Raw genomic sequence first — 26,202 nt, 5'->3', positions numbered from 1 at the left:
GGAGAAGGCCAGCCAGGCGCTGGCGTACCTGCTGGTATCGAGGTTGAGAAAGGCCGAAGGAATATCGTGGTCTTCGTTCACGCATTTTTCGGGCAGCGGCGAAGGCGGGCCGTCTGGCGGCTCGTAGGGATTGAAACGACGCAGGTGACCCTGCTCGCTGACGGCATAGGCATGCCAGACCTGCTGCTCGAGCAGCACATACAGGAAGCCCCTGCGCAAGGTGCGCAAGCCGATCTTTGTCGAGATATGCCGGTTATCCGCCACGGTGGAGACACAATCGGGGCGGGTATCGGGCACCAGGGCGCGGCGCAGCGGCAGGATCGGCAGACCCTGGCGCTCGCAGAACATGCACTGGTCGTGCGGCAGCCCGGCTTCGGCGATCGCGAGGGCGATACGTTGGCTGATGGTCATAAGCGACTCTCGGATTTCGGCAGGCATTCGATCAGTTGGCGCCATTGCGCCTCGGAGTAGCGGGCGAGCAATGCGGCAAGAGGCGCCTGACCTCTGGCCGCTGCGTCGATCATTTCGCCCACCGCAGGTACGGTATGCAGCCTGGGGTGAATGCACAGGTGATGGAGAGCGAAGGCCACGATGTCCTCCATCTCGCTCAGGCCCAACCTGCGTGCATCATCGACATGGTTCGAAGCACGCACCGCAGCAAACGGTGGAATCTGGCACTGATTGATGTGCTGCGAACCCGCTCGCAACACTCTCCAGGTAGCCAGCACACGTTCGATCAGCCCCACGTCATCCTGAATTCGCCGCGCAGGGGTCGGCAAAGGGTGTCGCTGCCCGCTCTGCCCTTTCAGGCTTGCCAACCTCCCACCGCTACTCAGGAACAACCAATCACTGATCGGCCACCATGGGCCTTGTTCAAGCCGCTCGAACGTCGCCGCAAGCAACTCCAGACGGACGGGTTCATAGACCGGGTAGCAGCCGAATTCCCGATTGGAATCGGGCAACCGACACAAGGCCGTGAGATGGGACGCGACAGCGGCCGAAGGCGCCTCACTGAACAGCCAGCCACACAGGTAACGCCGTTGCTGAAACAACGCCCTCTGCGCTGCCCGGGCGGTTAGTTCCAGCAGACGGCGACTGGGGACCGTGCCGGGCGAAGCCAGGCAGACCAGTACGGGATGCAGTTGGGGGACATGGGCCAGGTCGGCCCGGTGCACACGGGTCAATGCCTGCTCACCCAGGGCATTGCGCAGCGGGGCAAGCACGGCGTGGTCGCCATCGTGAGCAGTCGCAAGCGGATCTATCAGCACATGGCAGTACAAGTGCGCCCCATGATGGCTTTCGATGAGCCTGGCCAGGTTATCGGTGCGCATCAGGCCTTGGCCTCGCACTTTTTGCTGGCGTCAGGCGTAAGCGAGAGTGGCTGGCTGTTTCCAGCCCCTGACGCAGCCGCACTGGTTTGCCCCAGCAGGTCGAGCTTCAGCCCGTTGATGGTGATGCCCTGCCCGTCCAGCACAATGCTGCCGCCCGCGGTTCTGAACTCGATGCGCTCACTGGCGCGCAGCTGATAGATCGTCGTATGTTGCTCCATGCCCTGCCCGACGGTGACCTTTTGCGCACCTTTGACGACAAGCTCGGCGTCCTTTCCGACAAAGGCCTGGTGATTGGCCCCTGTTGATTCGCTACGGTCGTTGCCTACTTTCTCGATCAGGTCATGCTTGATATCTACACGGCAGGTTTGCCCAATGAGCTGGGTATGGTCGCCCCCGGTTTCCTGGCGGAAGTCATGGCCGATATTCAAGTGCTCATCATTGCCGACCTGCTCGACACGATTACGCCCCACACGCGTGGTCTCGTCATTGCCGACTACATTGTTCTGGTCCCGCTGGGCATGGATGAACACTTCTTCCTTGCCGAGTTCGTCCTCGAAGCGCAGCTCGTTGAAACCATCGCCCTTGTGGGTCTGGCTCTTGATGGTCATGCGCGTCTTGTGCTCGGGCAGGTCGTACGGCGGCAGCTGGTCGCCGCAATAGGTACGCCCGGTGATCATCGGCTGGTCGGGGTCGGCGTTGACGTACTGGATGATCACGTCCTGGCCGATGCGCGGGATGGCCATCGAGCCCCAACTGCCACCTGCCCAGCCTTGTGACACGCGCACCCAGCAGGAGCTGAACTCGTTGTTCTCGCTCTCCCGGTCCCAGGGGAAGCTCACCTTGACCCGGCCCCACTCGTCGCAGTAGATCTCTTCCCCGGGCGGCCCGACGACCGTGGCCATGTGCGGGCCGTCGATGCGTGGCTTGGGCAATGGCGCCGGACGCCATTCGATCCGGCCGGGCACCAGCACGGCTTCCTGCGAGTAGCGTGTCCCTTGTTCGGCCCCGGCAGCTTCTTCTTGCAGGCTGGTGAACTGGCTGCCCTCGTGATGTACACGCATCACACGCCAATGGGCGTTGAGGTCTTTGCGCGGGTGCTCGACGAGGGTGAAGCTCAGCCCCGGTTGCAGGCGTACATCGTCACCCTCGACTTCGGCAATACGGGCGTCATGGCGCAGGGCCGTGAGTCGCGTGGCGGTGAAGGGCACTCCGACCGCATCACGCTTGTAGCGGCCGGGGTAGTCGAAGCGCTCATAGTCCCGGGACTGATGGGTGATGCTACTGTCACCTGCGCGGTGTTCCTGCCGGTACTGCGGGTTGGTGAAGGTGTAGTCCCGCTGCACCTGGCGGGCGGTGCGCACCTGTTCGCTGTAACGCAGGCGGCGCAGGCAAGGCCTGGCCTGGTCGCCACCGCTGTTGGCGCGGTACAGCACCTGGTCGGGACCGATGTCGTCTTCGTCGAAGAAGTCCTCATCCTCGTCGTCGGCCTTGAGCGCGCTTCGGCTGATCTGCCCCAACGCCAGCAGTCGGTCGGTGATGACCAACAGGTGGTGTTTCGGCGTGTGCTCGAAGCGATAGACGAAACCCTCTTCACCCGCCAGGCGGGCGATGAAGTCGAGGTCCGTTTCACCGGCCTGTACGCAGAACTCGCGCACCTGATGCTCGCCCATGCTCTTGATTTCGAAACGGGCAATACCCTGGCGCTTGAGCATCAATTCGAGAATCTGCGGCACGGTCTTCTGCTGGAAGATGCGCCAGTTCGAACGCAAGCCGGCACGGGCCAGCACGGGCTCGACCAATGCGCGGTAACGGGTGCGATAGAACCCCGTTTCACCCTGGCTGAAACTGCTGACCAGGCCGTGCACATAGCGCAGGGGGCGCTCACCGCGCCAGATCGTGAACAGCACTGGTTTGTCGAGCAACTGGCCGAAGTCGACCTCGTCTTCAAAACTGATCAGTTCCAGTTTCAGCTGGAACGGTGAGCTGATCATTTCGTCGAGTTCGAACGAAACCACTTCGAAGTCAATCTGGCCAGCCAGCGGCTGGAAGGTGAAACGCAAGTCGGATTGGCTAGGCATGCGGATCCCCCTGCTACTGCTGCAAGATGCCGTTGAGCGATTCCAGCACCTCGGCGGTGATCAAGCTCAGGCGGTAGCTGTAGTAGCAGTAGGCGCAGACCATGGCGATGGCGGAGATCACCAACGGGCTCCACCAGGGCCATTCCCGGCGCAGCCTGCGGTGGGGGCGATGGACCACGTTGGTATACGGGTCGCCCACGAATTCCGGCGTGGGGCCGCGCAGTTCACGAATGACCTTGTGCATCCGCGAAATCAGGGCGTTGATGATTTCATCGCACTTCGGGTCCAGGGCGTACTTGCCCTTCAGGCCCAGGCAAAAGCAGAAGTACAGGAACTCCAGCACATCCTGGAACTCCTCGGGCGACTGCATCAACCGCTCCAGCAACACGAAGATCTTCTCGCCACCCTGGGTTTCGTCATGGAAGATGCTGAGCAGCGGTTCGTGGCTCCAGCACGAATTGTTCCCCCAGGGGCGGCTCATCACGGCCTCGTCCAGGTAAAGGCACAAGGCATAGGAATAGACTTCGAGGTGCACGGCGGAATAACCGTGCTGCTGTATTTCCTCGCGGATGGCGCTGACCTGGGTCTGCAGGGCCTTGTGCACCTGTTCGATGTTGGGCAGGTCATCCAGCGTGCGCAGGCGTATGACCAGGCCGAACAGCGGGTTGGCCGCGTCGAGCATCAGGTTGGCGAAGCCGCCGCGTAGCCGGAAGTCCGGGTCGGCCGGATAACCCTGATGATCTGCGCGCCTGCCCTGACCGGGTGGATAGGGTGAATCGGTGCCCCCCGGGACATCGAGCATGGCATGCAGGCTGCTTTCGGTTACGTCATGGGCAGCGTTGGCGGCCTGGGATTTTCCAGGACGAACAGCAGATGGGCCGGGCATGAAGAGGTCCTTGTCTTCCAGTAGGCTGAAGACATGAACACTATCGGGGAATCAATTCTTCGAGGAGCGTAGGGCTTCCCAAAACGCTGTAGGAATTTTCGCCTTTTGGCTTGTCTGGACGCTGCAATGCCGGAATTCCGGGGCCGCTCTGCGGCCCCTTTGCGACACAAGGCCGCTCCTGCAACGACTGCGCCAGCCCTTGTGTGGGCGGCGCAGCGCCGCAACCGATCAATCAGCCAAACAACCTGGCCAGGCAACCCAGCTTCTTCTTGTACGAGCGCCGAGCCTCCAGTGCGTCCTCCAGGCTGACTTCCAGGAACCGCGCCTGCTGGTTGGGCTGCATCTGCCCGATCAGGTCCAGGTCGGCGCTGATCACCGTGCCGATCATGGCGTAGCCGCCGCCCGACACCGCATCACGGTGCAGGATGATCGGCTCCAGCCCCGCAGGTACCTGGATCGAACCGATCGGGTAGCAGCTGTCAACGATGTTCGATGGATCCGAGCCGGCCCCGAACGGCTGCTCCCGTGGCTGGAAGCTCAAGGCACTGCCGCCCTTGTAGCGGTAGCCGATACGGTCTGCCTCGGAGCCTACCGTCCAGGCTTCGGTGAAAAAGCTTTGCGCCGCAGCCTTGGTCAGGCGATGAAAATAGAGCCCCGGCACCACCCGAAGCACCACTTCGCCACCCAAGGCCTGGCGCAAGGCCATTGGCAGGCTCGCACCGGCGCGGGTCTTGCCGCTGGGTACGCCGACCGGCAACAGGTCACCCGCCATCAGCTTGCGCCCATGGAAGCCACCCAATGTACCCAACGCATAGGTGGAGCGGCTGCCGAGCACCTCGGGTACATCGATACCGCCGGCCACCGCCAGGTAGGCCCGGGCGCCTGCGGTAGGGAAGCCGAAACGCAACACCTGCCCGGCACGTACGGCAAACGCCGTGTCCGGGCGTTGCTCGCGGCCATCGAGCAAGGCCGGCATCTGCGCACCACAAACCGCCACCAGCGCATCCTGCTGGAACTCCAGCTCCGGCCCCACCAGCGCACACTCGAGGCCCGCGGCGCCGGCCGGGTTGCCCACCAGGTGGTTGGCCGCCCTCAGGGCGTACTGATCGAGGGCGCCGGACGGCGGGATGCCCAGGTGGTAGTAGCCTTCGCGGCCCAGGTCCTGCACCGAGGTAGCCAGCCCGGGCTTGAGTACCTTGATCATGCCAGCACCTCCTGCAGGGTCCGTGGATAGCCGACCGGGTCGGCGAGGAACGCGTCCAGGGAGAACTCCACCGGGCGAATGCGCAGGTCGAAGCGGCCTTCTTCGACATCCGCCACCGCCTGGTCGTAGGTGCGGCGGTCGATGGGCTTGAACTGCACGATGTCTCCCGGGCGGAAGAACACCATGTGCTCCTTCAGGTAGTTCAGTGTCTGCTGCGGGTCATAGATCGGCGCCGGGGTGACACCGAACATCTGGTAGCCGCCTGCCCCGCGCACCGAATAGATGCAGCCGAAGCAGCCGCCATGGCCAAGGGTGAGCTTGGGGGTGTCCGTACGCGGGCGCAGGTACTTGGGCACCTGAAGTTGCCGCTCGCGCTCGACCATCTGGAACATGAACGGCAGGCCGGCAACGAACCCGACCATCGACACGAACCACGGCGCGCCGCTGTGCGCGGCAATGAACGCCTCGACATCGGCCAGGCCGTTGATCCGCGCGGCGTACTCCAGGTCGGTGCTGCCCGGGTCCTGGTGGCGGTCACGAAAACGCATCAGCGTTTCATGGGTCCAGGGGTCGTTGTACAGCACTGGAATCTCGATGATCCGCGTCTGCAACGAGCGCTCGGCCACTGCCTGTGCTTCGGCACCGCGCACCGCCTCCAGCAGTGCCTGCGGCGCGATACGGTCCGGGTCGAAGCGGATCTGGAACGAGGCGTTGGCCAGGCACACATCCAGCACGCCATCCAAGGGCAGCCGCTCCACCGCACGGGTGACGGCCATGCCCTTGAAAAAAGCCTCCAGCGACATGCTCTCGCTGACTTCGGCAAACAGGTGCTCGTCAGCGCCAAAGCTGTAGCGGATCGGGGTTGTAGCAAGCGGTTCGGCCATGACTGTTCCTTTTCTTGGAATCTTTATAGAAAGGCAGGCGAAAGCAAATTGCACGGGCTCCGGCGTATACGTGCCGGATGCCCCACGGATTCAGCGTGGCGCGCGCACCACGATACCGGCAGCGTCCAGCGCCTGGCGCGTGGCCTCGACCAGGTCGAGCGCACCTGGGGTGTCACTGTGCAAGCAGATGGAATCGAATTCGATGGCCAGGTCCTGCCCCTCGACCGTGCGCACCACGCCTTGCTGACAAGCCCGCAACACCCGTTCAGCGACCGCCCCGGGCTCATGGCCCCGCACGTTGCGGGTGAACACGATCGACCCGCTCAGGTCGTACTCGCGGTCGGCGTAGAACTCGCGAATTACCGGCTGGCCAAGCTCCTGGGCAATGCGGCAGATCACTGAACCGGGCATGCAGTACAGCAGCAGCTCTGGCTCGATCACCCGCAGGTTTTCCACCAGCAGCCGTGCAGCTTCTTCGTCACGTGCCAGATGCATGTACAGGGCACCGTGCGGCTTGATGTGCTGCAGGTGCACGCCCTGGGCGCGGGCAATTTCACGCAGGGCGCCGAGCTGGTAGAGCATGTCGTCGACCAGTTCCTGGGCCGGGGCATTGATGTGTCGGCGGCCGAAGCCGACCAGGTCACGGAACCCGGGGTGCGCCCCCACTGCGACGCCCAGGGCCTTGGCCCGCTCGACGGTACGGCGCATGGTGCCGGGGTCACCGGCATGGAAGCCGGTGGCAATGTTGGCCGTGCTGATGTAGCCCATCAGCTCGTTGTCGACGCCGTCGCCAATGGTCCACGGGCCAAAGCCCTCACCCATGTCCGAGTTGAAATCCACCACCTGCATGACTGTTTCTCCTGGCGCTTGTGACTGCATGCAAGCCACGTTAGATTCTCCGCACCCCCTTGGGAAGATCTATAAACAGATAGGGTGTCTTCTGAAAATCAGATACTGCGGGAGCTTACCGTGTCACTGACCCTGCGCCAGGTCCGCTACTTCGTCGCCACCGCCGAGATCGGCCAGATTTCCCAGGCGGCAATCCACCTGAACATTTCCCAGTCTGCAGTCACCACGGCGATCAAGGAGCTGGAGGCGATGCTTGGCGTGCTGCTGTTCCAGCGCTCGGCCCAGGGCATGAGCCTGACCGAGGCCGGCCGGCACTTTCTGAACCGCGCCTACGTGATCCTGCGCAGCGTGGACGATGCGCTGAACAGCCCGCTGCCGGACGTGCGCGCCAGTGGCCTGCTGCGCCTGGCGGCAAGTTATACGGTGATCGGCTACTTCCTGCCGCATCACCTGCAGCGGCTGGAGCACTGGCACCCGGACGTGACCCTGGAGCTGTACGAACAGGAGCGCAGCGCCATCGAGCAAGGCTTGCTGGAGGGGCGTTTCGACATGGCAGTGGTGCTCACCGCCAACCTCACCCACCCGGACATCGTCTCGGAAACCCTGTTCAACTCCGAGCGCCGCCTGTGGCTGCCCGGCCATCATCCGCTGTGCGAGCGCTCGGCGGTAAGCCTGGCCGATGTGGCCTCCGAGCCGTTCATCCTGCTGACCGTGGATGAGGCCGAGCAAAGCGCCATGCGCTATTGGGAACAGGCCAGGCAGCGTCCGCAAGTGCGGGTGCGGACCAGTTCGGTGGAGGCCGTGCGCAGCATGGTCGCCAATGGCAGCGGTGTGGCGATCCTGTCGGACCTGGTGCACCGGCCCTGGTCGCTGGAGGGCAAGCGAATCGAGACGGTGACCATCAGCGACCCGGTGACACCGATGAGCGTGGGGTTGGCCTGGCACCGGGAACGGGCGTTCAGCCCGGCGATGCAGGCTGTGCGCAATTACTTCCATGATGCATTCCTGGCGCCGCAGCAGTTGTCGGCACGGCGCTGACCGTTCCCTGCAGGCCCGACCTCTTCGCGGGTAAATCCGCACACAGCGTCTGCATTCGGAATCAACGCCACTCGCTATAGGGCTCCAGCGGCGTCACCGGCAGCGCCAGGTTGCCCCGCCACGGCTCGAACAGGTAGCGCAGGTAGAGCATGCCATGGCTAGGCGCATAGTCATCGCTGTGCTGCCAGTCGAAGCCGCCGCCCAACACCCACTGGTCGCTCAGGCGCCGCTCGAACAGCCCGCGCAGTCGGTAGCCCAGCCCGCTGCTGTCGCTGGCGCCGTTCATGGCGTCGATGTTGGAGCCAACGTCATACTGTGCCAGCACCTTGCGGTTGACGTGCGCGTCCGGGTACAGGCGGCTGCGACCGCTGTGGGCCTGGGACCAGCTTACAGAGCCTTCCAGCAGCACCGACCAGTCGTAGTTGCGCCAGGCATAACTGACCGGTACGCCAACCGATGTGTAGCGCTGCGGGCTGTAGTAGCCGCCCTGCCCCAGGCTGTAGCCGCCCAGGTCCTTGTCGTGACGCCAGTGCATCAGCGTGAGGCCCACGCGCACACGCTCATCGGCTTTTTCCACCACGCGGTGGTACCAGCCGGCCATGGCCCGGGTGCGCTGGTTGTCGGCGACGTTTTCGCCATACAGCCAGTGGTGCCCGAGGCTGGCCCAGACGCCATTGTCACCACCCTGGTCCCAGCTCAGGCCGAGTGTGGCGCCATTGGCCGTGACCCCGCCCCAGCGCACGCCCGTGCGCGGGTCACGTGCCCCGGCAAACGATAACAGCGAGTTGCTCATCGGCCGCCGCGAAGCAGTCAGCGACCAGCCAAGCTGGCCGAGGTCACCGTTGACCGTGGCGCCACCCAACCAGTTGTTGATCGCATAGCCCTGGGTGGTGCCCAGGTCGAAGGCCCAGCGGCTGCCCTGCCAACCCAGCGCCAGCACGCTACCGTCCGCCGTTTGCGAACCGCCCTTACACGCGGGGAGCGACCTCCCGTCAGCGGTGCTGCCAACAAACTGGCAGCTGCCGAAATCCGGGGTATAGCGCCCCTGGTCGTTCTGCTCGAACGACCCCGCATCCATGCCGATGCGCTCCACCCGCGCAAAGGCGGTGCCGTCCTGCCAAGGGGTATCGACATGCAGCAGGGTCGACTGGGTACTCAGTTCGGACGTGCCCGGCGTGCCGTCGTCCTCGCGCCAACCGTAGTCGTGCATCAACGTCACATGGGTATTGCGCTGGCGATACAGCGCATCGACGTCGCTGCGCAGGCTGCGTGCCAGCCAGTCGTCGTCATCCTGCTCACGGCTGGCCAGCGTCAGTGCACGGTCGTCCCGTGGCGACACGGCAGCACGCTCGAGCATCCGTGCATCGGCCATCGCTGCGGCGTAAAGGTCCAGCGCCCGTTGCGGGTCATCCTGCGCCACCAGGCGGGCAGCGTCGCGCCGCAACAAGGGGTCGGGGCGAGCCTGCTGCGCTGCGATCTGGTCGAGCATTGCGGCCGCCTGGTCGTGTTCGCCCAAGGCGACCCAGACAGCCGCCAGGCGCCGCTGGGCGTTGCTGTCATCGGCAGCCAGTTGCGGTACCTGCACAGCCAGCATGTGCCGGGCCTGTGCCAGGTTGCCTTCGGCCACCGCGCTTTCGATCACGCCAAGGCGCGCCTGGGGTTGCCCAGGCTGCACGGCAAGCACGCGCTGGTAATAACCGCGCGCCTTGCCAGGCTCACCATTGGCCGCCGCCCAGTCAGCCAGCAGCATCAGGTCGTCGGTGCTGCCTTCGCCACGCGCCAGGCTGGCCTCGAGCAGGCGGGTCGCTTCAGCCGTACGGCCTTGCGCCTGCAGCTGCTGCGCCGAGGCCAGGGTCATGCGGCGGCGGATACGCTGCTCCAGTGCATGCATGTCCGCGCTCCAGGCCCCCTGCGGCACCGCGCCCAGGCTGTCCAGTGCCAGCGCATCGCGGTCGCTGGACTCCAGGAACAGGCCATGGGCATAGCGGGTAGATGGGTCGCCCGGCTGGCGCTGCACGATGCTGGCGAATGCCGCGTCGGCTTCGGCGGTGCGCCCCAGGTGGCGCAGGCTGCTGGCCAGCTGGTAGACCAGCCAGGGCTCATCGGGGGCCAAGGCCGTGGCCTGGCCCAGCGCCTGGCTGGCCGCCGCCCAGTCCTCACGCTGCATGGCCTGGTCACCTTGCTGGCGCAGGCGTGCGAGTTCCAGGCTGCGGCGCAGGCTGGCGAACTGCGCTTGCTGCCGAGGCGACAGGCTGTCGAGGTACGCCCGCGCCTTGTCGGGCGATTGCGCCTGGTACACACGCACCAGACCGCGCACGGCACTTTCGTTATCCGGTGCCATGCGCCGAACCTGCAGGAATTGCCGCTCGGCGGCGGCTGTATCGCCCTCGGCCAGCGAGACATCCGCCAGGCCCAGCAAGGCGTATTCCTCCTTCGGGCGCTGCTGGCGTGCCTGCTGGTAGAAGGCGCGGGCAGCGCGCAGGTCTTTCGCCTGCAGTGCCCGCTCGCCTTTGCTGAGCAGGGCCCAATACTGGCTGGACGACTCCAGGTCCTTCCACTGGCTGATCCAGTAGGTGTCCTGCTCCTTGGCACTTGCCGCCCGGAACGCCGCATTGGCGTCTTCGTAGCGGCTCTGGCGCATCAGTGCATAGCCCAGTGCGCCCTGCAGGCTGGCATCATCCGGATACTGGCGCAGCGCCCGGCGCAGTTGTGCTTCGGCTTCAGCGTTGCGGCCCTTGTCGAGCAATGCCAAGCCCCGCTGGCCAGCCTGCCAGGACGGGTCGGCCAGCAGTTTGCGCTGCTGTTGCAGGGTCTCGCTGGCCTGCGCCTGCAACGGTGAGGCCGGGTAACGCTGGAGAAACGCTTGCCAGGCCGCCGCGCTGGCGGCGCTCACCGCTTGCCCGGACAGGTAGTCGAACTCACGCTGGGCAGCGGCATCCCGTGCACCAGGGTCGCGCGACAGCTGGTCGAGCAAGGCCAAGGCTTCGCGGTCGCGATTTTCGGCGAACAGCCAACCGGCCAAGGTCTGGCGCAGCCCGGCACTGCCCGGGTACTGCTGGTCCAGCTGCTGCAGCTGCCTGATCGCTTCAGGGCGCTGGCCTGGGAGGTTGCCGCGCACGCGCCAGTAGTCCAGGGCCAATTCCAGGCTTGGCGGTTCACCAGCGAACAACTGTTCATAGGCCGCCAGCGCCTCTTCATTGCGCCCGGTGACCGCCAGCAGGCGGGCCTGCTGCAATTGCCGCACGCGCTCCGGCTGCTGCAGCTCGAGCAGGCGCCTGGCCTGGCGTGCCTGCAAGCTGCCAGGCGCGATGGCACTGATCCGCGCACTCAACTGCTCGGCCTCGGTGCTGTTCTTTTCGCGCAATGCCAGGCTCAGGGCCGCCAACAACACATCCGGGTTGCGCGGCTCGAGCAATTGCAGCCGCCCCAGTGCATCGCGCACCAGGTCGTCACGATGCAGCGCCTCGCCGCGACGCACCTGGTCCAGCAGCCATTGGCGCTGTTCGCCGGCATCCTTGGGTTGTGCCGTGGCCTGGCAGGTCACTGCCGCCAGCATCAGCACGCCGATCATTCGCTGCATGGCGCGCTCCAGGCCGGCAACAGGCGGCCGTGCGGGTCAAAACGGTAACGGCCTTGGTCCCAGCCCTGGCCAAACAGCGCCAGCACCTGGCTGTAATAGGCCTTGGCTTCGACTGGCTGCTCGCGCAGGCGCTGACGCTGGGCCGCCAGGCCCGCGACGTGCTCCGGCGATGCTGCCAGCAACGGCAGCAACGCCGCAGAGAAACCCGCCGGGCCATGGCCACTGGCAACACCGCTGTGCGCATCCACATGCTCTGGCGGCAACCCCTGGCGCGTGGTCAATGCCGCCATCGGGGCATAGTGGGCCACCAGTTCGGCACGCTGCGCCGCGTCCTTGGCCAGCATGCCGACCCACAGGTAGACGCGGATGGCGTCGTAGTCACCCTCACTGCCATGTTGCGGGTCCGCTGCCAGTTCACCGGCTGGCGTCCACAGCAGCCAGTCCGGGGCGAAGCCCTTTGGTGACGAAGCCAGCCACAAGCGCCGCGTGTTGGCCGCCAGCTCTCCCCACAACGGGTCGACCAGGCTGAAGCGATCGAACAACTGCAGCGGCAAATAGCTGGGGTTCAAGCGGGCGCCCCGGGCATCCTCGAAGCCGTAGTCCCCCGGCAGCAGCATCACCCCCAGGCCCGGCAGCTTGCGCACGGTCTGCGCGGCGATACGCCACAGCAGGCGCTGGCCCAGCTGCGTGTAGGCCGGCTCGTCCCACAGCCGCCCGGCTTCCAGCAGGCTGTAGGCAATCCACAGGTCGGCATCGCTGGCGTTGTTGGCATCCAGCACCTGCCACTGCTGCTGGCCGTTACGGCCCCACAGCCAGGCGGGCAGATGCCGGGCCAGGTCGCCCTCCGCCAGGTTGTTGCCGGTCCAGCGCAGCAACTGCGCGAAGGCTTGCCGGTCATTGCCCACCAGGGCGAAGAACAGCGCATAGCTCTGCCCTTCCGAGGTGGTGATCAGGCGCTCGTCGCTCGGGTCGATGACCCGACCGTCGACACTCACCAGCTCGGCCTTGAAGCGGTCCCAGGCCGGCCATGGGCAAGCCGGTGCGGCACTCGTGACAACGGGCAGGCCCAAGGCGACCAGCCCCACCAGCAACTGACGCATCATCACCCCGCCTCGCCCAGACGGCGCTTGCCTGCCCAGCGCAGTGCCCGCCACAACAGGAAGGCAAACAGCACCACGCAAATGGCCGCGATCGCCGCCAGCAGCACCGGGTGTTCGGACAGGTGGAACCACAGCAGCAGCCACCACGGCAGCGCGCCTACAAAGTAGTGCTCGCCGACGAACTGGCTGGTGACGCCGCTGCTGCGCACCAGCGTCACCGAGCCGGCCACCGCATCGAGCTTGCCCACATCGCCGAGCACATCGCGCAGCAACGCTTGGTCGCTATCGCTGTTGGCCAGCAGGGCGACGACGCTGCGCTGCTCATGGAAGGGCGACTTCAGCCCGGTGATGGCCGCAATCGGCGCCTGCGCGCTGACTGCCACTCGGCTGCTCGCGGCCACCGGCGTGGTATCGAAGCGCTGGCTGCCCGGCAGCCCTGTGCTACGGCCCTGCAGCAGCCAGTCCCGCTGGGCACTGAGCAGCAGGCCAAGGTTGGGCGCATCCCCCAGCGCCTCAGGCAGGCTGCCGAGCAGCAGCAAGTCGGCATCGGCCGCTGCGGCCTGCTTCCAGTCATCGACCAGCCGCAGGCCAAGCGCCGGGTAGCCGATCTGCCCGGCCAACCCGCCGACCGCATCGAGCAAGGTGCCCACCTGCATCGCCGTGGGCTTGGCCGGCATGACGACCAGCGTTTCGGAAAGGTCGGCCATGCGGCTGAACGGGAAGCCGCTGCGGGCGAATGCGCGCAGATCGGGCATGGCGATGTAGTGGTGGTAACCGGATAGGTCGATGGTCGAGTTGTCGTCGATCGCCGCGCGCACATCCACCGGCAACGAGGTCTGGCAGCGGTCGCGCTGGGCGCTGCCCAGGGTGCTGGCAAAGCTGAAATCGAAGTGCAGGCGGTTGCGGTCGCCGATCTTCAACGCCGGTACCAGCGACTTCTCGGTCAATGCGCTGTTGTCACCGGACAGCACCGCCAGGCGCATTTCCTCGAGCGTACCGCCGCGTCGGTCATTGCCCACCAGCGGCATGCTGGTGATGTACTGGTCGTTGACGCTGATGCTCAGGCGCGATTCGTCGCTCACTGCCGGGGCCGTGTAGCGGTACAGCGTACGCAGCGGAATGCCCTGGTTGCGCCAGACGAACAAGTCCGGCGGCAGGTTCAGCTCCAGCGTCACCGGCCGTGGTTGCAGGCCGCTGACCTGCAACTGCTCGGGGTAATCGAGCAGCTCGGCGAAGCGCACCGGGCGGTCGGTGCGTGTCCAGTTCGGCGCATCGTAAGGCTGGCGCGGCTGCAGTGCCGTCATCTGCTCGACCTTCACCCGGGCACCGCGGAACAGGTTGTTGCCAACCGCCAGCGCCGAGGCGGCCTTGACCAGGTCATCGTCGTTGCGGCCCAGCACCAGCAGCACCTTGCTGAAGCGGTCGTCCGGGTGGTCGATCATCTGCAGTACCGGGCCGTCGACCGGCGGGAATTGCTGCAGGTCGGCAAGGAAGGCCGGGCGACGGTCGTTGCTGGCAAACACGATGCTCGGCGTAGGTTTGTCGCCACGGGCCGGCAGGCTGCCGTACAGCACCGGGAAGGTCGCCTTGCGCCAACCGGCCTGGCTGCCGAAGTAGGAGGCCAGGATCGCCGCCGCACGCTGCTCGCCCAGGCTCGGCACGCCGCTGAACACCACCGGCAGCGTTACTTTGCCGGTGTCGCGCACATCAAAGAACGGCAGCGGGAAGTACGCCAGGTCGTTGTCCAGGGCAAGGGCCTGTTCGTGCAGCTGCACCTGGCTCTTGCGGTTCAGGTTCAGCCACAGGCCGCTGTGCGCTGGGTCTTCGCAGATGTCGGTGTAATGCCCGACGAACTCCAGACGTACCCGGTTGAAATCGCTGAGCAGCTTCGGGTCCAGCGGCAGCTGACGGCGCACGCGCTGGCCAAGCTGGTCCTTTTCCACCGGCACCACGCCCATCAGTTCGTCATTCAGGTACACGCGCAGGTGCGACAGGTTCGGCAACAGCGCGGGCGATGGCGTGTAGTCCAGCTGCAGGCTGGCGTCGGTGGCCAGGCGGTCGCGCCGCAGGCCGAATTCGATATGCTCGCTGTTGCGCACCCCCAGCAGCAGGCTGTCGGAGGCATGCCCGAGCTGCTCGAAGGTTTTCGCAACCGCCCAGTTCGGTACCGTGGGTACGGCTGGCTCGGCAAGCGGGGCCACGGAGGCGGCAGCGGCGCTTTGCGACAAGGCAGCAAGCAGCGCCATCGCCAGGCCCCAGGTACGCGCGGGATAACCAGTCATCATGCGTCTCGATCAACAGGGTTCAAGGAAGGGACAGGCTGCGGTGTGCGGGGCCTGTAGCTGGCCAGCCAGTTCGCCAGCGCGTGCAGTGGGCGCAGCCACGCCCGCACCCATGGCGGCAAGTGTTCGACCAGCCGCAGGTAACCGACACCGCCCAGCTTCAGCACGTCGACCAGGCTGCGCAGCGGGCGATCGACCTCGTGCTGCTCGTTCCAGCCAAGCCAGGCATCGGCACGGGCAAAGGTGCAGTGGACCAGGTCGATACGCTGTTGCTGGCCGAGGTCATGGAACACCAGGCCCACGTGTTGCCCGACGGTACGGGTGACACAGGCCTGGAAGGCGAACTCGCGCTGGCCGCGGTTGAGCAGCAGGCGCACCCGCTCCCCCGCTTGCAACTCGAGGCCCCGGTGCAATTGCAGGCCGACACCGCCGTCGGAGTAGTCGACCAGGGTACAGGGGTAGGCGTGACCGCTGGCCAGCACCAGCCCCGCCGGCAAGCGCATCTGCACCCGGTGGGCGCGGCGCACCTGGCGCACTTCGGCAGCCACGGCGACGGCGGCGCCGATGATCAGCAGGTTGTAGATCACCCACAGCGAGCTGACGATCACCGTGCCGATTTCCGCCGCCGGGCCGGTGAACAGGCGCCACACGGCGAAGCCCAGGCCGGCCACGTTGAGCGCCGCCAGCCACAGGTAGGGTTGGGCGATGCGCCAGTCGAACTGCTCCTGCTCCATCAGGCCGCCCTTGGCGGTGACGTTGAACTTGCCCTTCTTCGGCGCGAACAGCGCGACCGTGGTCGGGCGGGCGATGTACCAGGCCAGCACGGTCTCGTAGACCTCGCCCCAGAAGGTCTGCCGGTACTTGCCCTGCATGCGCGAGTTGGTCAGGCTGGCGTGGATCATGTGCGGTAGCACGTACAGCAGGATCATCAGCGCCGGTGCGTAGATGATGTAGGCATGCAGCAACAGGAACGCCAGCGGCGCGGTCAGGAACACCAGCCGTGGCAGGCCGGCCAGGAAGTGCAGCATGGCGTTGGCATAGCACACCCGCTGGAACAGGCTCAGCCCACGGCCGAACAGCGGGTTGTCGGTACGGAAGATCTGCACCATGCCCCGGGCCCAGCGAATGCGCTGGCCGATGTGCGCCGACAGGCTCTCGGTGGCCAGGCCGGCCGCCTGCGGAATGCTCAGGTAGGCCGATGACCAACCCTGGCGGTGCATGCGCAAGGCGGTATGGGCATCTTCGGTCACGGTTTCGACGGCGAAACCGCCGATGCTCTCCAGCGCGGTACGGCGCAGCACGGCACACGAGCCGCAGAAGAACGCCGCGTTCCACATGTCATTGCCATCCTGGATCAGGCCGTAGAACAGCTCGCCTTCATTGGGGCGACGGCGGAACGAGCCCAGGTTGCGCTCGAACGGGTCGGGCGAGAAGAAATGGTGCGGCGTCTGCACCAATGCCAGCTTCGGGTCCTTGAGGAACCAGCCGACTGTCATTTGCAGGAAGGAGCGCACCGGCACGTGGTCGCAGTCGAAAATGGCGATCAGCTCGCTGTCGGTCACGCCCAGCGCATGGTTGAGGTTGCCGGCCTTGGCGTGCTTGTTGTCCGGCCGCACGATATAGCCCACCCCCACTTCGTCGGCGAACGCACGGAACGCCTCGCGCCGGCCGTCGTCGAGGATATAGATGCGCAGGCACTCGCGCGGCCAGTCCAGGCCCAGGGCGGCCAGCACCGTGGTGCGCACCACCGACAAGTCTTCGTTGTAGGTGGGGATCATCAGGTCGACGGTCGGCCAGTGCGCCGGATTTGCCGGCAGGTTCGCCGGCTTGCGCTGCAACGGCCAGCTGGTCTGGATGTAGCCCAGGATCAGCACGAACCACGAATAGGTTTCTGCGGCCAGCAGGATCACCCCGCACACCAGGCCCGTGGTGTCGTTCCAGTTCAGGGTCGAGGTGTAGCGCCACCACAGGTAGCGGCAGGAGATGAGCGTCGACAGCACGATCAGCATCAGGGTCGGGAAGCGGCCCGGCATGTGCCGCACCAGCAGGGCGATGCCCAGCAGCAGGCAGATGAACACCAGCTGCGCCAGGTAGCCGAACGGTTCGGTCACGCACAGCACAGCCAGGCCGATGGCGCCCAGGGTCAGCACGCTGTAGAAAACCCACCGGGCGAACACGCTCAAGCCGCGCAGGCGTGCCGAGGCCTGCTGCTTGAAAGCGCTGGCGCGGTAGCGCGCAGGCAGCTGCTGCAGGCGGTCGATCAGCAGGCCATGGTAGCGGCGCAGCACCTGGCGCATACCGCGCAGCTGTGCACGCACAGCACTCCAGGCACGGCGGGCAAACCCCGGTTCGCGAGGCAGCGGTTGACGCCGGACCAGCAGCCACAGGCTCTGGATCAGCAGGCGCAGCGGGTCGCCCAGGCTTGGGCGCTTGCCCGCCAGTTGCGGGTACAGCCGCTGCCGCTCGGCCAACAGGGCTTGCCAGGCAGGCGACTCCAGGCGCAGGAACAGGAAGGCCAGCCACACGCCAAGGGTAAACAGCCAGGCGACCGGCTGCCGCGCGCCACGTGTGCGGAACCAGGCGTAGGCCGACAGAGGGGTCAGGGTCACGACTGGCGCCTCGTCAGGCAGCGCACCGCCAAGCTCTGCACGTCCCGGCAAGCCAGGCTCTGCGGCGCGTAGTGGCCAAGCGGTGCCTTGCACGCCAGGGCCTCGAGGAAAGCCTCGTCGCGGTGCACCACCTGGATCGGCAGGCGATCACGGAACAGGTCGCGCCACACCATCAGCAGGTCGCTCTGCAAGCGGCTGGCGGGGTCGTAGCGGTTGACCAGCAACAGGTCGTAGTGCTCGACCTGCCGGCGCCCGAGCAGCAGGTGGCTGGCCATTTCGGCCTCGGCCACCAACACCCGCACGTCAGTCTCGACGCTTTGGCCAGCGGCATCGGCCGGCAGTTGCGGCAGGTCGAACAGCAACCAGTCGAAGTGTTCGGCCAACTCGGCCTGGCGCGCGCGCCAGGCTTCAGCATCGGGCAACGGCGGCCGCGTGCCGGCAGGCAGATTGCCGAACGGCATCAGGCACAGGCCATCGAGCACCTCGTACATGGCATCGCTGTATGGCCGCCCCTCCCGCTCGGCAAGCGCCCAGCCCTCGCGCGTGTCGAGGGGCAGGTTGAAGTGCAGGCCGAGCAGGTTGCTTGGGCACAGGTCAACCAGCAGCACCCGCTCACCTACGCCCTGCAACGCATGCCCCAGCGCGGCCAGCAAGGCACTGCGCCCCAGGCCACCGCGAACACCGTGCAACGCCAGGCTGGTCATGGCGACAGCACCTGGCGCCGCGGCGCCGCCGTGTACAAGGTGCCCTGGGCGCTGCTCCGGCAGCTTTCACCCAGCAGTGGCCAGCGCTGCAAGGCCTGCTGGACACCCACCAGCAATGAGATGTCCTGGTAGTTCAGGTCCGGCATGTCCAGGTGCTGGCGCAACTGGGCGATATCGTCGCTGCGGTCGGCAGGGTCTGCCTTGCCAGTGATCATGGGCGCTCCTTCGGGACAGGCTGCCAGTCGGGCTGGCCTTGCAGGCGCATGTAGGCGCGCCCCTGGTAGTTCAGTACTTGTGCACCTGCGGTTTCCGCGACCTGTTCGGTGGTCGGCAGGTCGCTCAGCAGGCTGGGCACATCCAGCACCTGCTGCTGGCCCAGGCCCGCATACACGCGCGAGATCAGCTCGGACAGCGCCAGGTAGCTGGTGGGTGCCGAGACGTGCAGCGGCTCGCTGCGGGCAGGCTGGCCCATGCCGATGAACTTCAGGCCCACCGGCACATGGGTAATCGATGGAGTGGGGATTTCACGCATGCCCGACAGCTGCATGCGGTCGCCATGCAGCGCGGCGCCATGTTCCGGGACAATGGCCACGACCACGCGGCGGCCGCTGCGCTCCAGTTCATCGAGGAAGCTGCCAAGCTCGCCGAACAGCCGGGTGGCGCGGGTGGCGTAATCGGCCACACGGGTACCGCCGTCGGCGGTGACGATACGGTTGCCGTCATGCAGGCTGATGCTGTTGTAGAACAGCGACACATGCTCGGCCGGCGCGCCTTTGCGCTGCCCCCACCAGCGGCGCAGCACCTCCAGGTCGCTGGCGATCGGCGAGCCGTCGAAGCCGACCAGTGCCCGCGGGAAGTCGGTGTTGCGCAGGCCGGGTTGAGGCATGTGCTGCTGGGTGATATCGCCGATGAAGTTGTCGAAGCGGCCGCTGTGGTTGAGCAAGGTGTTGCTCTGGAAGCCGAGCCTGGCCAGGTTCTGGAACAACAGGCACTGCTCCGGGGCGGGCTGATACAGCCCGGCGTGGGACGACTGCCCGCAGCTGGCACGCAGCACGCGGATGGCGGCCGGCCCGCTGTAGGACGTGGCCGAGTTGAACTGGTCGAAGATCACGTCCAGGCGCGAGAACAGCGGGTTGTCACGCAGCCCGACGGCAGACAGGTCATCCCAGGCCAGCGAGCAGATGTTGATCACCAGCAGGTCGAACGGCTGCTCATCGGCCTTCATGGCCGGGAATGCTGTCACCCGTTCACGCTCAATGGCGAAGAACCGCTCGAGCCAGCTGTCGAGCGTGGCATTGTCGGCAACCGCAGTGGCCTGCGCCTGCTCGGTGGGGCTGGTAGCCGCGGCGCCAGGCGCCTGGCCCGCATTTAGCCCCAGCGCTGGCAGGCCGCCGACCGCCAGCCACGCCAGCCCCAGCAGGCTCAAGGTACTCAGCCGCAGCCAGTGGCGCAGGTACAGGTAACCCACCAGCAACAGCGCCAGCGCGCCCAGCAGGTTCCAGTTGATGAAGCGGCCGAGCAGTTCGAGCAGGTAGTCCCACGAGAAATCGAACACCCCCGGCTGCGCCAGCAGGCGGCTGAAGGGCGGCAGCCAGGTGTCCTGGTAGAACAACGCGATGCCGACCGGTACGGCCACCAGTTGCCGCGCGATTCGCAGCCACCTGCCTGGCAACGGCAGCAGCAGAAACGCGGCGAACAACAGGTTCGGCAGCGCCTGGAAGTCGAGCATGCCAAGGGCGACCAACAGGAACTTGGCCAGGAAATAGAGGTTCCACCCTCCCAGTCCAGGCCAGCGGGCCGGTACCGGGAGGGTGGCGGATGTATTAGTCATTACGGGGTTCCTGGCGTGCAGCGCGGTGGCGTACGCCCAGCGGTTTCAGGTAACGGGGTGGAAGGCGGCGGCGCAACCAGCCGCGCAGCGTGGCGCGCAGGCGCAACAGCAGCAGGGCCAGCGCCAAGGTGACCAGCGCCGTGATGCCAACCACTTGCAGCAGTTGCACGAAGTTCATGCCGTACCCCGCTTGCCCAGGGCCACCCGGCGCGGCGCCAGGGCCGGCCTTGCCTGGGCGGGCAGCTGCGCCGCCGCGTCGAGCCGGGGTGGCTGTGGCACGCTGTCGTCGAGGAAGGCCGGGGTGGCCAGGCTGTCGACACCGGCAAGCACCTCCTGGCTGATGAACAACTCTTTCCACGACAACTGGAAGATGTGGTCAAGGGCTTGCTCGACGCCTTCGGAGCGGCAGGCGAACAGGAACAGGAACAGCACATCGCCCACCACGCAGGCGATGTCGCCGTCGCGGCGGAACACCGTGCGCGAACAGGCTTGCAGCGGGGTCAGGCCAGGGGCCGGGCGCAACACCAGCAACTGGTGGGCGATTTCGCCGTTGCGCACCCCGTGCCACATGGTCTGCACCGCTTCGGCGAACGCGCGCGGCGCCACCAGCCCGCAGATGGCCAGCGGCCGCAGGCGTGCGAGCAAGGCATCGAAATCGCTTGGCAAGCGCCGGCGCCAGAGGTAACCCTGGATGCTCTCGACCATGGTCAGGAAGCGCGACAGGCTGGCACCGAACGGCACGATCTGGCTGGCCCCGCAGGCCAGCAGCAGTTGTTCATCCTGGTAGCGCAGGGTCGGTGCCATCTCGCGCACCACCAGCTTCAGGGCACTGCCACGCAACTGGCGCAAGCGGTGCAACTGGCGCGCCAGGCTATCCAGGCGCTGCCCGCCGTCCATGGCAAAGATGACCGTGGCGGAAACCGCCCTGCCAGCTTTGGCACCCAGTTCCTCGAGGCTCTCGCAGACCTGCCAGTGCTCGGAGAAGGCTGGCGCACCTTCCAGTACCGGGCGCTGAGCCAGGCACAACAGCTCGTCGCCACCGGTGTCGCTGGGGGCCTGCGGCGCCCCGGCGGCGAAGCCTGCTTCAAGCCGCGCCAGTTCCACATCGCGCGTACCGGTCTTGCCGAGCGGGTTGCTCCAGAAATGCTGCAGGTAGCGCACCCCACCTTTGCCGCGGTACACCTGGGCCAGGCCATCGACGCCCTGGTTGAACGCCCGCAGGCGCTCTACCAGCCCGGCACTCTGGCCGCTGCTGATGACCAGCAATAGCGTGGCCTCGGCCAACAGGACCGGGCGCAGCGCGTTGCACCAGCTTTCGACGTTGCTGGCGCCCCAGACGTCGGCGGGCGCCAGCAGCACCAGCACCCGCCCGGCGGCGTCGATACGCGGCAGGTCATCGACCAGGTGCCGGGCGGCTTGCAGGTCGGCTTCGTACAGCGCCAGTTCGCCGGGGCCCTGCGCGGCATCGAGCGCACCCAGCACATCACCGATGGCTTGCGCATCGGCGACCAGGGCTGCGCGAACGTGCTCGGGCAGCCCCCCGACCACCTGGCGGCATAGCACGGTGGCGTCCTCTGCGTTGTCACAGGCCAACCAATACAGTCCTTGTACATGAAGCTGGCTGCTTTCGGCGCCTAAGCCGGAAATAGCCAACCACGGCATTCCATTCGTCAAAACACTGGCTCTGAAAAGTAGATTGAAACGGCTATGAGAGGTGGCTGCGGGCACATGCGCCGCTGAGGCTCGATGAATAGCGTCAAAAAAACAACAAAATGGCTGACGAACAACCGAGCCCGTCAATTCTACAGCAGGGAGGCAAAATGAAATCAAGCAGAAATGTAATGAATTGCAAAAAATTGTTAGCAGCAGGTGCAGGTCTGGAAATGTTTGGCGCCTGTGAGATCGAGCGCCGTTCACGCGGCGCTTCGCAGCACAAGGCTGCCTCAGGTACAACGTGAGCCCGAAGCCTGCGCAGTACCTGTGGGAGCGGGCATGCCCGCGAAGCAGGCGACGCGGTGGATGGCACCGGCTGCGCCGGTGTTCGCGGCCACGGCCGCTCCCACAGGTACAGCGCGAGCCCGAAGCCTGCGCCGGACCTGTGGGAGCGGGTTCACCCGCGAAGCAGGCGACGCGGTGGATGGCACCGGCTGCGCCGGTGTTCGCGGCCACGGCCGCTCCCACAGGTACAGCGCGAGCCCGAAGCCTGCGCCGGACCTGTGGGAGCGGGTTCACCCGCGAAGCAGGCGACGCGGTGGATGGCACCGGCTACGCCGGTGTTCACGGCCACGGCCGCTCCCACAGGTACAGCGCGAGCCCGAAGCCTGCGCCGGACCTGTGGGAGCGGGTTCACCCGCGAAGCAGGCGACGCGGTGGATGGCACCGGCTGCGCCGGTGTTCGCGGCCACGGCCGCTCCCACAGGTACAGCGCGAGCCCGAAGCCTGCGCCGGACCTGTGGGAGCGGGTTCACCCGCGAAGCAGGCGACGCGGTGGATGGCACCGGCTCTGCCGGTGTTCGCGGCTAAAGCCGCTCCCACAGGTACAGCGCGAGCCCGACGCCTACGCCGTACCTGTGGGAGCGGGCATGTCCGCGAAGCAGGTGACGCGGTGCTCGATCTCACAGGCACCATGAGATTTGGTTATCAAAGCGCCCCACTAAAAATTGATTTCGCTGTCATGACCTGCTCTCTAGACTGAATAAAGGCAACGATAAAACTCAACGTTTTCAGCGCATGTTCAACCGCCCCGGTAGTTCATTCGCTGGCGTGCTCGTGCGCGTCGTGGATAAGGCTTGTTGCAAAGCGTTGTTGTTTAAGGAGTACATATAAAAATGCACAATCACACCGCTGGATTAGACTTGATCAAACAACGCAAGCCGCAACACGGTTTGCCGGGCGCCGCCTATATGGACCCGGTGCTCTATCAGCAGGACCTCGAGCACATCTGGTACAAGGAATGGATCTTCGCCGGCCACACTTTCGAAATGGAAAAGCCGGGCGAATACCTGACGCTGCAAATCGGTGAATACCCGGTTGTCGTAGTGCGCGGCAAGGACGGTGTAATACGTGCCTTCCATAACGCCTGCCGCCACCGGGGCTCCAAAGTCTGTACCGAAGCCAAGGGCAAAGTGGCCAAGCTGGTATGCCCGTACCATAAATGGACATTCGAACTGGACGGCAAGTTGCTGTATGCCGGCAACATGGGTACCGACTTCGACCCGTCCGAGCATGAGCTTGCTCCCGTGCACTGCGAAATCGTGCACAGTTACATCTATGTCTGCGTCGCCAGGCAAGCACCGGACTTCGAAAAGTTCCGCAGTGCCGTTTCACCGTTCATTGGCCCTCACTACCTTGAAGACTGCAAGGTCGCGTTCGAATCCCACCTGGTGGAAAAGGGCAACTGGAAGCTGGTCTTCGAAAACAACCGCGAGTGTTATCACTGCGACGGCACCCACCCCGAACTGCTGTGCAGCTATACGGAGCTGGCCTCCGTACGCGGCGACGGCAATGCAGAAGACCCGGTATTTGCCGAGTACTGCAATACGCTCGAGGCAGCCGGCCTCGCCAGCCGCCTGGTCATGGACCCCAATGGCCAGTTCCGCATGACCCGCATCCCGCTCAACCCAGGTGCCAGCAGCTACACCATGGACGGCAAGCCGGCCGTGGCCCAGCGCCTGGACCGCAGTGGCGTGGAGAATATTGGCGCCCTGCTCTACTTCAACTACCCCTCTACCTGGAACCACTTCCTCGGCGACCACGCCTTGAGTTTCCGCGTGCTGCCGGTAGGCCCAGGTGAAACCGTCGTCACCACCAAATGGCTGGTGCCGAAGGACGCACAGGAAGGTGTCGACTACGACATTGACCGGTTGACCAAGGTCTGGATGGCGACCAACGACCAGGACCGGCGGTTGGTCGAAGGTACCCAGGTGGGCGTGACCTCCCCCGCCTACATCCCCGGCCCGTTCTCTTCGATCATCGAAAGTGGCGTGTGCCAGTTCGTCGACTGGTACTGCGACCTGATGACCAGGCGGCTGACCGAAGCGGCGTCGAACAGGATCCTCTGACGCCCACGGCGGAGGGTGCTGCCCTCCGCCGGCCCCAGCCGGTCTACCGGATCGACGGTAGCTTCCTGGCGCATCCCCTCGGCACTGGCCGCCAACCATTTCAGAAGTTGGCTACGAAATTTGACGCCGTAATGGCGCAACGGCCGTTGCCCACACTTCGCCCCCACTTTTCAACTTGACCCGCTGTATGGGAGCCAAGCCTTTTCCCCGGGCAAGACAGAAACAAGACCACAACATCTGTCGCGTGCAACCCGGGCACCCCGAACATTGCAACTGCCATGAATTTCAAAGGAGACAAGAATGATAAGTCCTGTACTCACGGTTGAAGATGTACCCCTCAACAAGTTTCACAAGTCGCTGACTGTCCGTTCAGGCGGTGGCGGTTTTGCCGACGGTTATGTGCTGTGCGTGATTGGCGTCGCCCTGGCGCATATATCGGCGACGTTGCAGTTGAGTACGTTCTGGGAAGGCCTGATCGCCGCTGCGTCCCTGATTGGCGTGTTCTTCGGTGGGTTTCTCGGTGGCTGGCTTACCAACCACCTGGGCCGGCGCAAGGTGTATTTCATCGGTCCGCTGCTGTTCATCGGTGCCTCGCTCGCCCACTTGTGGGTCGATACGGCAATGGGCATGTTCCTGCTACGGTTGCTGATCGGCATTGGCGTAGGCATCGAATACCCGGTGGCCACGTCCATGCTCGTCGAATTCATGCCGCGCAAGTACCGCGGCTCACGCCTGGCCATGCTGACCCTGTTATGGTTCGCCGGTGCTGCGTCGGCCTACCTGTTCGGGGAGTTGCTGCTGCGCACCCTGGGTGCTGATGCCTGGCCATTGGTGCTGGCCAGCTCCGCGCTGGTGGGGGTGTTCCTGTTCGTGGTGCGCCTGGGCACCCCGGAATCACCCCGCTGGCTGCTGAGCAAAGGCCGCGATGCCGAAGCCGAGGCCGTGATCAAGGCGGTGTATGGCAGCGATTTCGGCCTGCACAACCTGCCCGAGGAACAAAACACCCGCAGCCTGACCTTCGCCAACCTGCTGCACTCGGGCTACGGCAAGCGGATGCTGTTCATCGTCAGCTTCTGGACATGCTCCATCATTCCGGTCTTTGCGGTGTACTCGTTCGCCCCCAAGGTACTCGGCGCACTCAACCTGAAAGGTGATATCGCCTCCCTGGGCTCGGCACTGATCACCCTGTTCTTCGTCTTCGGCTGCATGATAGCCACACGCATCATCAACCTGATCGACCGTCGCACCATGCTCAACTGCAGCTTCCTGCTCTCAGGCCTGGCCCTGCTGTGCCTGGGCATTTTCCATGCGAGCCCAGGCCTGGTCATTCTCATGCTGTTTGCCGCCTACGCGCTGTTCATCGGCGGCGCCCAGGTACTGGTGCTGGTCTACCCCAACGAAATCTTCCCGACCGAAATCCGTACTTTCGCCGTGGGCGTCGGTACCTCCGTGTCACGCATCGGTGCGGCAGTCGGCACCTACCTGGTGCCCCTGTCGCTGGATTCGCTGGGGATCGCGCAAACCATGTACATCGCCGCACTGGTCTCGTTCGTCGGCCTGTTCATGTCCTGGGCCCTGGCACCGGAAACACGCTCGCTGAACTTGCAGCAGGCGGCATCGCTGGGCTGATCTGAAACAACACTGTCAAAGGGAACACACAATGGCTGATTTGCTGAGCAAGCAACAATACGCGGCCCTCGCCGCCGAACTGCAACTGCGTACCCAGGCGTTCATCGACGGTGAGTTCCGCGATGCCATCTCGGGC

At 65.3% G+C, this 26,202-nt stretch carries 21 protein-coding genes; 5 read left to right on the top strand and 16 right to left on the bottom strand.

All coding sequences use genetic code 11. The features are described from left to right. From CAG22_RS26250 to CAG22_RS26220, 7 genes are all read right to left on the bottom strand, one after another. Positions 1–411: toxin VasX (locus CAG22_RS26250; protein WP_371916866.1), on the bottom strand; the 411-nt coding region annotated here is incomplete at its 3' end. Beyond that, positions 408–1,331, bottom strand: coding sequence for a hypothetical protein (locus CAG22_RS26245; protein WP_085706483.1), 924 nt, complete (start codon positions 1,329–1,331; stop codon positions 408–410). The genes CAG22_RS26245 and CAG22_RS26250, both read right to left, overlap by 4 nt. Further along, positions 1,331–3,409 (bottom strand): type VI secretion system Vgr family protein, encoded by a 2,079-nt coding sequence (locus tag CAG22_RS26240; protein WP_085706482.1) that lies wholly within the window; start codon positions 3,407–3,409, stop codon positions 1,331–1,333. The genes CAG22_RS26245 and CAG22_RS26240 overlap by 1 nt, the downstream gene beginning before the upstream one ends. Positions 3,410–3,422: 13 nt before the next feature. Further along, positions 3,423–4,295 carry a type IVB secretion system protein IcmH/DotU gene (icmH, locus tag CAG22_RS26235; protein ID WP_085706481.1) on the bottom strand — a complete coding sequence of 291 codons (873 nt, stop codon included), beginning with the start codon at positions 4,293–4,295 and terminating at the stop codon, positions 3,423–3,425. Positions 4,296–4,527: 232 nt separating this feature from the next. Then, positions 4,528–5,499 (bottom strand): biotin-dependent carboxyltransferase family protein, encoded by a 972-nt coding sequence (locus CAG22_RS26230; RefSeq protein ID WP_085706480.1) that lies wholly within the window; start codon positions 5,497–5,499, stop codon positions 4,528–4,530. After that, complete coding sequence (locus tag CAG22_RS26225; RefSeq protein ID WP_085706479.1) at positions 5,496–6,383, bottom strand: allophanate hydrolase subunit 1; 888 nt, start codon at positions 6,381–6,383, stop codon at positions 5,496–5,498. The genes CAG22_RS26230 and CAG22_RS26225 overlap by 4 nt, the downstream gene beginning before the upstream one ends. Before the next feature lie 90 nt (positions 6,384–6,473). Beyond that, positions 6,474–7,232: a 5-oxoprolinase subunit PxpA gene (locus tag CAG22_RS26220; RefSeq protein WP_025339601.1), complete on the bottom strand. Its 759-nt coding sequence runs from the start codon at positions 7,230–7,232 to the stop codon at positions 6,474–6,476. A gap of 120 nt (positions 7,233–7,352) precedes the next feature. Here CAG22_RS26220 and CAG22_RS26215 point away from each other — a divergent pair, with 120 nt between their 5' ends. Beyond that, the gene (locus tag CAG22_RS26215) at positions 7,353–8,270 is read left to right on the top strand and encodes a LysR family transcriptional regulator (RefSeq protein WP_085588012.1); all 918 of its coding nucleotides are present in this window, start codon (positions 7,353–7,355) and stop codon (positions 8,268–8,270) included. Between the two features lie 61 nt (positions 8,271–8,331). Here CAG22_RS26215 and bcsC read toward each other — a convergent pair whose 3' ends face one another. The 9 genes from bcsC to CAG22_RS26170 are packed head-to-tail and all read right to left on the bottom strand — an operon-like array spanning position 8,332 to position 22,038. After that, entirely contained in the window at positions 8,332–11,850 is a 3,519-nt protein-coding gene (gene bcsC, locus CAG22_RS26210; protein ID WP_085706478.1) for a cellulose synthase complex outer membrane protein BcsC, read from the bottom strand. Beyond that, the gene (gene bcsZ, locus CAG22_RS26205; RefSeq protein ID WP_085706477.1) at positions 11,838–12,953 is read right to left on the bottom strand and encodes a cellulose synthase complex periplasmic endoglucanase BcsZ; all 1,116 of its coding nucleotides are present in this window, start codon (positions 12,951–12,953) and stop codon (positions 11,838–11,840) included. Before bcsZ ends, bcsC begins: the two co-directional genes overlap by 13 nt. Continuing rightward, entirely contained in the window at positions 12,953–15,232 is a 2,280-nt protein-coding gene (bcsB, locus tag CAG22_RS26200) for a cellulose biosynthesis cyclic di-GMP-binding regulatory protein BcsB (protein WP_371916865.1), read from the bottom strand. The genes bcsZ and bcsB overlap by 1 nt, the downstream gene beginning before the upstream one ends. Continuing rightward, positions 15,232–17,841 (bottom strand): UDP-forming cellulose synthase catalytic subunit, encoded by a 2,610-nt coding sequence (gene bcsA, locus CAG22_RS26195; RefSeq protein ID WP_085693298.1) that lies wholly within the window; start codon positions 17,839–17,841, stop codon positions 15,232–15,234. Before bcsA ends, bcsB begins: the two co-directional genes overlap by 1 nt. Beyond that, a complete protein-coding gene (bcsQ, locus tag CAG22_RS26190) occupies positions 17,838–18,545 on the bottom strand; it encodes a cellulose biosynthesis protein BcsQ (RefSeq protein WP_085618564.1) in 708 nt (235 codons plus the stop codon). Before bcsQ ends, bcsA begins: the two co-directional genes overlap by 4 nt. Next, positions 18,542–18,760 carry a cellulose biosynthesis protein BcsR gene (bcsR, locus tag CAG22_RS26185; RefSeq protein WP_025339608.1) on the bottom strand — a complete coding sequence of 73 codons (219 nt, stop codon included), beginning with the start codon at positions 18,758–18,760 and terminating at the stop codon, positions 18,542–18,544. Before bcsR ends, bcsQ begins: the two co-directional genes overlap by 4 nt. Beyond that, complete coding sequence (gene bcsG / locus CAG22_RS26180) at positions 18,757–20,376, bottom strand: cellulose biosynthesis protein BcsG (RefSeq protein WP_085706475.1); 1,620 nt, start codon at positions 20,374–20,376, stop codon at positions 18,757–18,759. Before bcsG ends, bcsR begins: the two co-directional genes overlap by 4 nt. Next, entirely contained in the window at positions 20,369–20,554 is a 186-nt protein-coding gene (gene bcsF, locus CAG22_RS26175) for a cellulose biosynthesis protein BcsF (RefSeq protein WP_039613316.1), read from the bottom strand. Before bcsF ends, bcsG begins: the two co-directional genes overlap by 8 nt. After that, positions 20,551–22,038, bottom strand: coding sequence for a BcsE family c-di-GMP-binding protein (locus tag CAG22_RS26170; protein ID WP_085706474.1), 1,488 nt, complete (start codon positions 22,036–22,038; stop codon positions 20,551–20,553). The genes bcsF and CAG22_RS26170 overlap by 4 nt, the downstream gene beginning before the upstream one ends. A 110-nt stretch (positions 22,039–22,148) precedes the next feature. Between CAG22_RS26170 and CAG22_RS28410 the strand changes: the two genes are divergently transcribed. The 4 genes from CAG22_RS28410 to CAG22_RS28840 form a co-directional block, all read left to right on the top strand. After that, positions 22,149–22,334, top strand: coding sequence for a hypothetical protein (locus CAG22_RS28410; protein ID WP_139833535.1), 186 nt, complete (start codon positions 22,149–22,151; stop codon positions 22,332–22,334). Positions 22,335–23,204: 870 nt separating this feature from the next. Continuing rightward, the gene (locus tag CAG22_RS26160; protein WP_085706472.1) at positions 23,205–24,437 is read left to right on the top strand and encodes an SRPBCC family protein; all 1,233 of its coding nucleotides are present in this window, start codon (positions 23,205–23,207) and stop codon (positions 24,435–24,437) included. 300 nt (positions 24,438–24,737) lie between these two features. Then, positions 24,738–26,066 carry an MFS transporter gene (locus tag CAG22_RS26155; protein ID WP_025339613.1) on the top strand — a complete coding sequence of 443 codons (1,329 nt, stop codon included), beginning with the start codon at positions 24,738–24,740 and terminating at the stop codon, positions 26,064–26,066. 31 nt (positions 26,067–26,097) lie between these two features. Continuing rightward, positions 26,098–26,202 (top strand): hypothetical protein (locus tag CAG22_RS28840; RefSeq protein WP_256575267.1); only part of this gene is annotated, 105 nt, incomplete at its 3' end.

Origin of the sequence: Pseudomonas sp. B8(2017), from assembly GCF_002113575.1 — a bacterium.
GTDB classification, from domain to species: domain Bacteria; phylum Pseudomonadota; class Gammaproteobacteria; order Pseudomonadales; family Pseudomonadaceae; genus Aquipseudomonas; species Aquipseudomonas putida_Z.
This window is presented reverse-complemented; position numbering and strand designations above follow the sequence as displayed.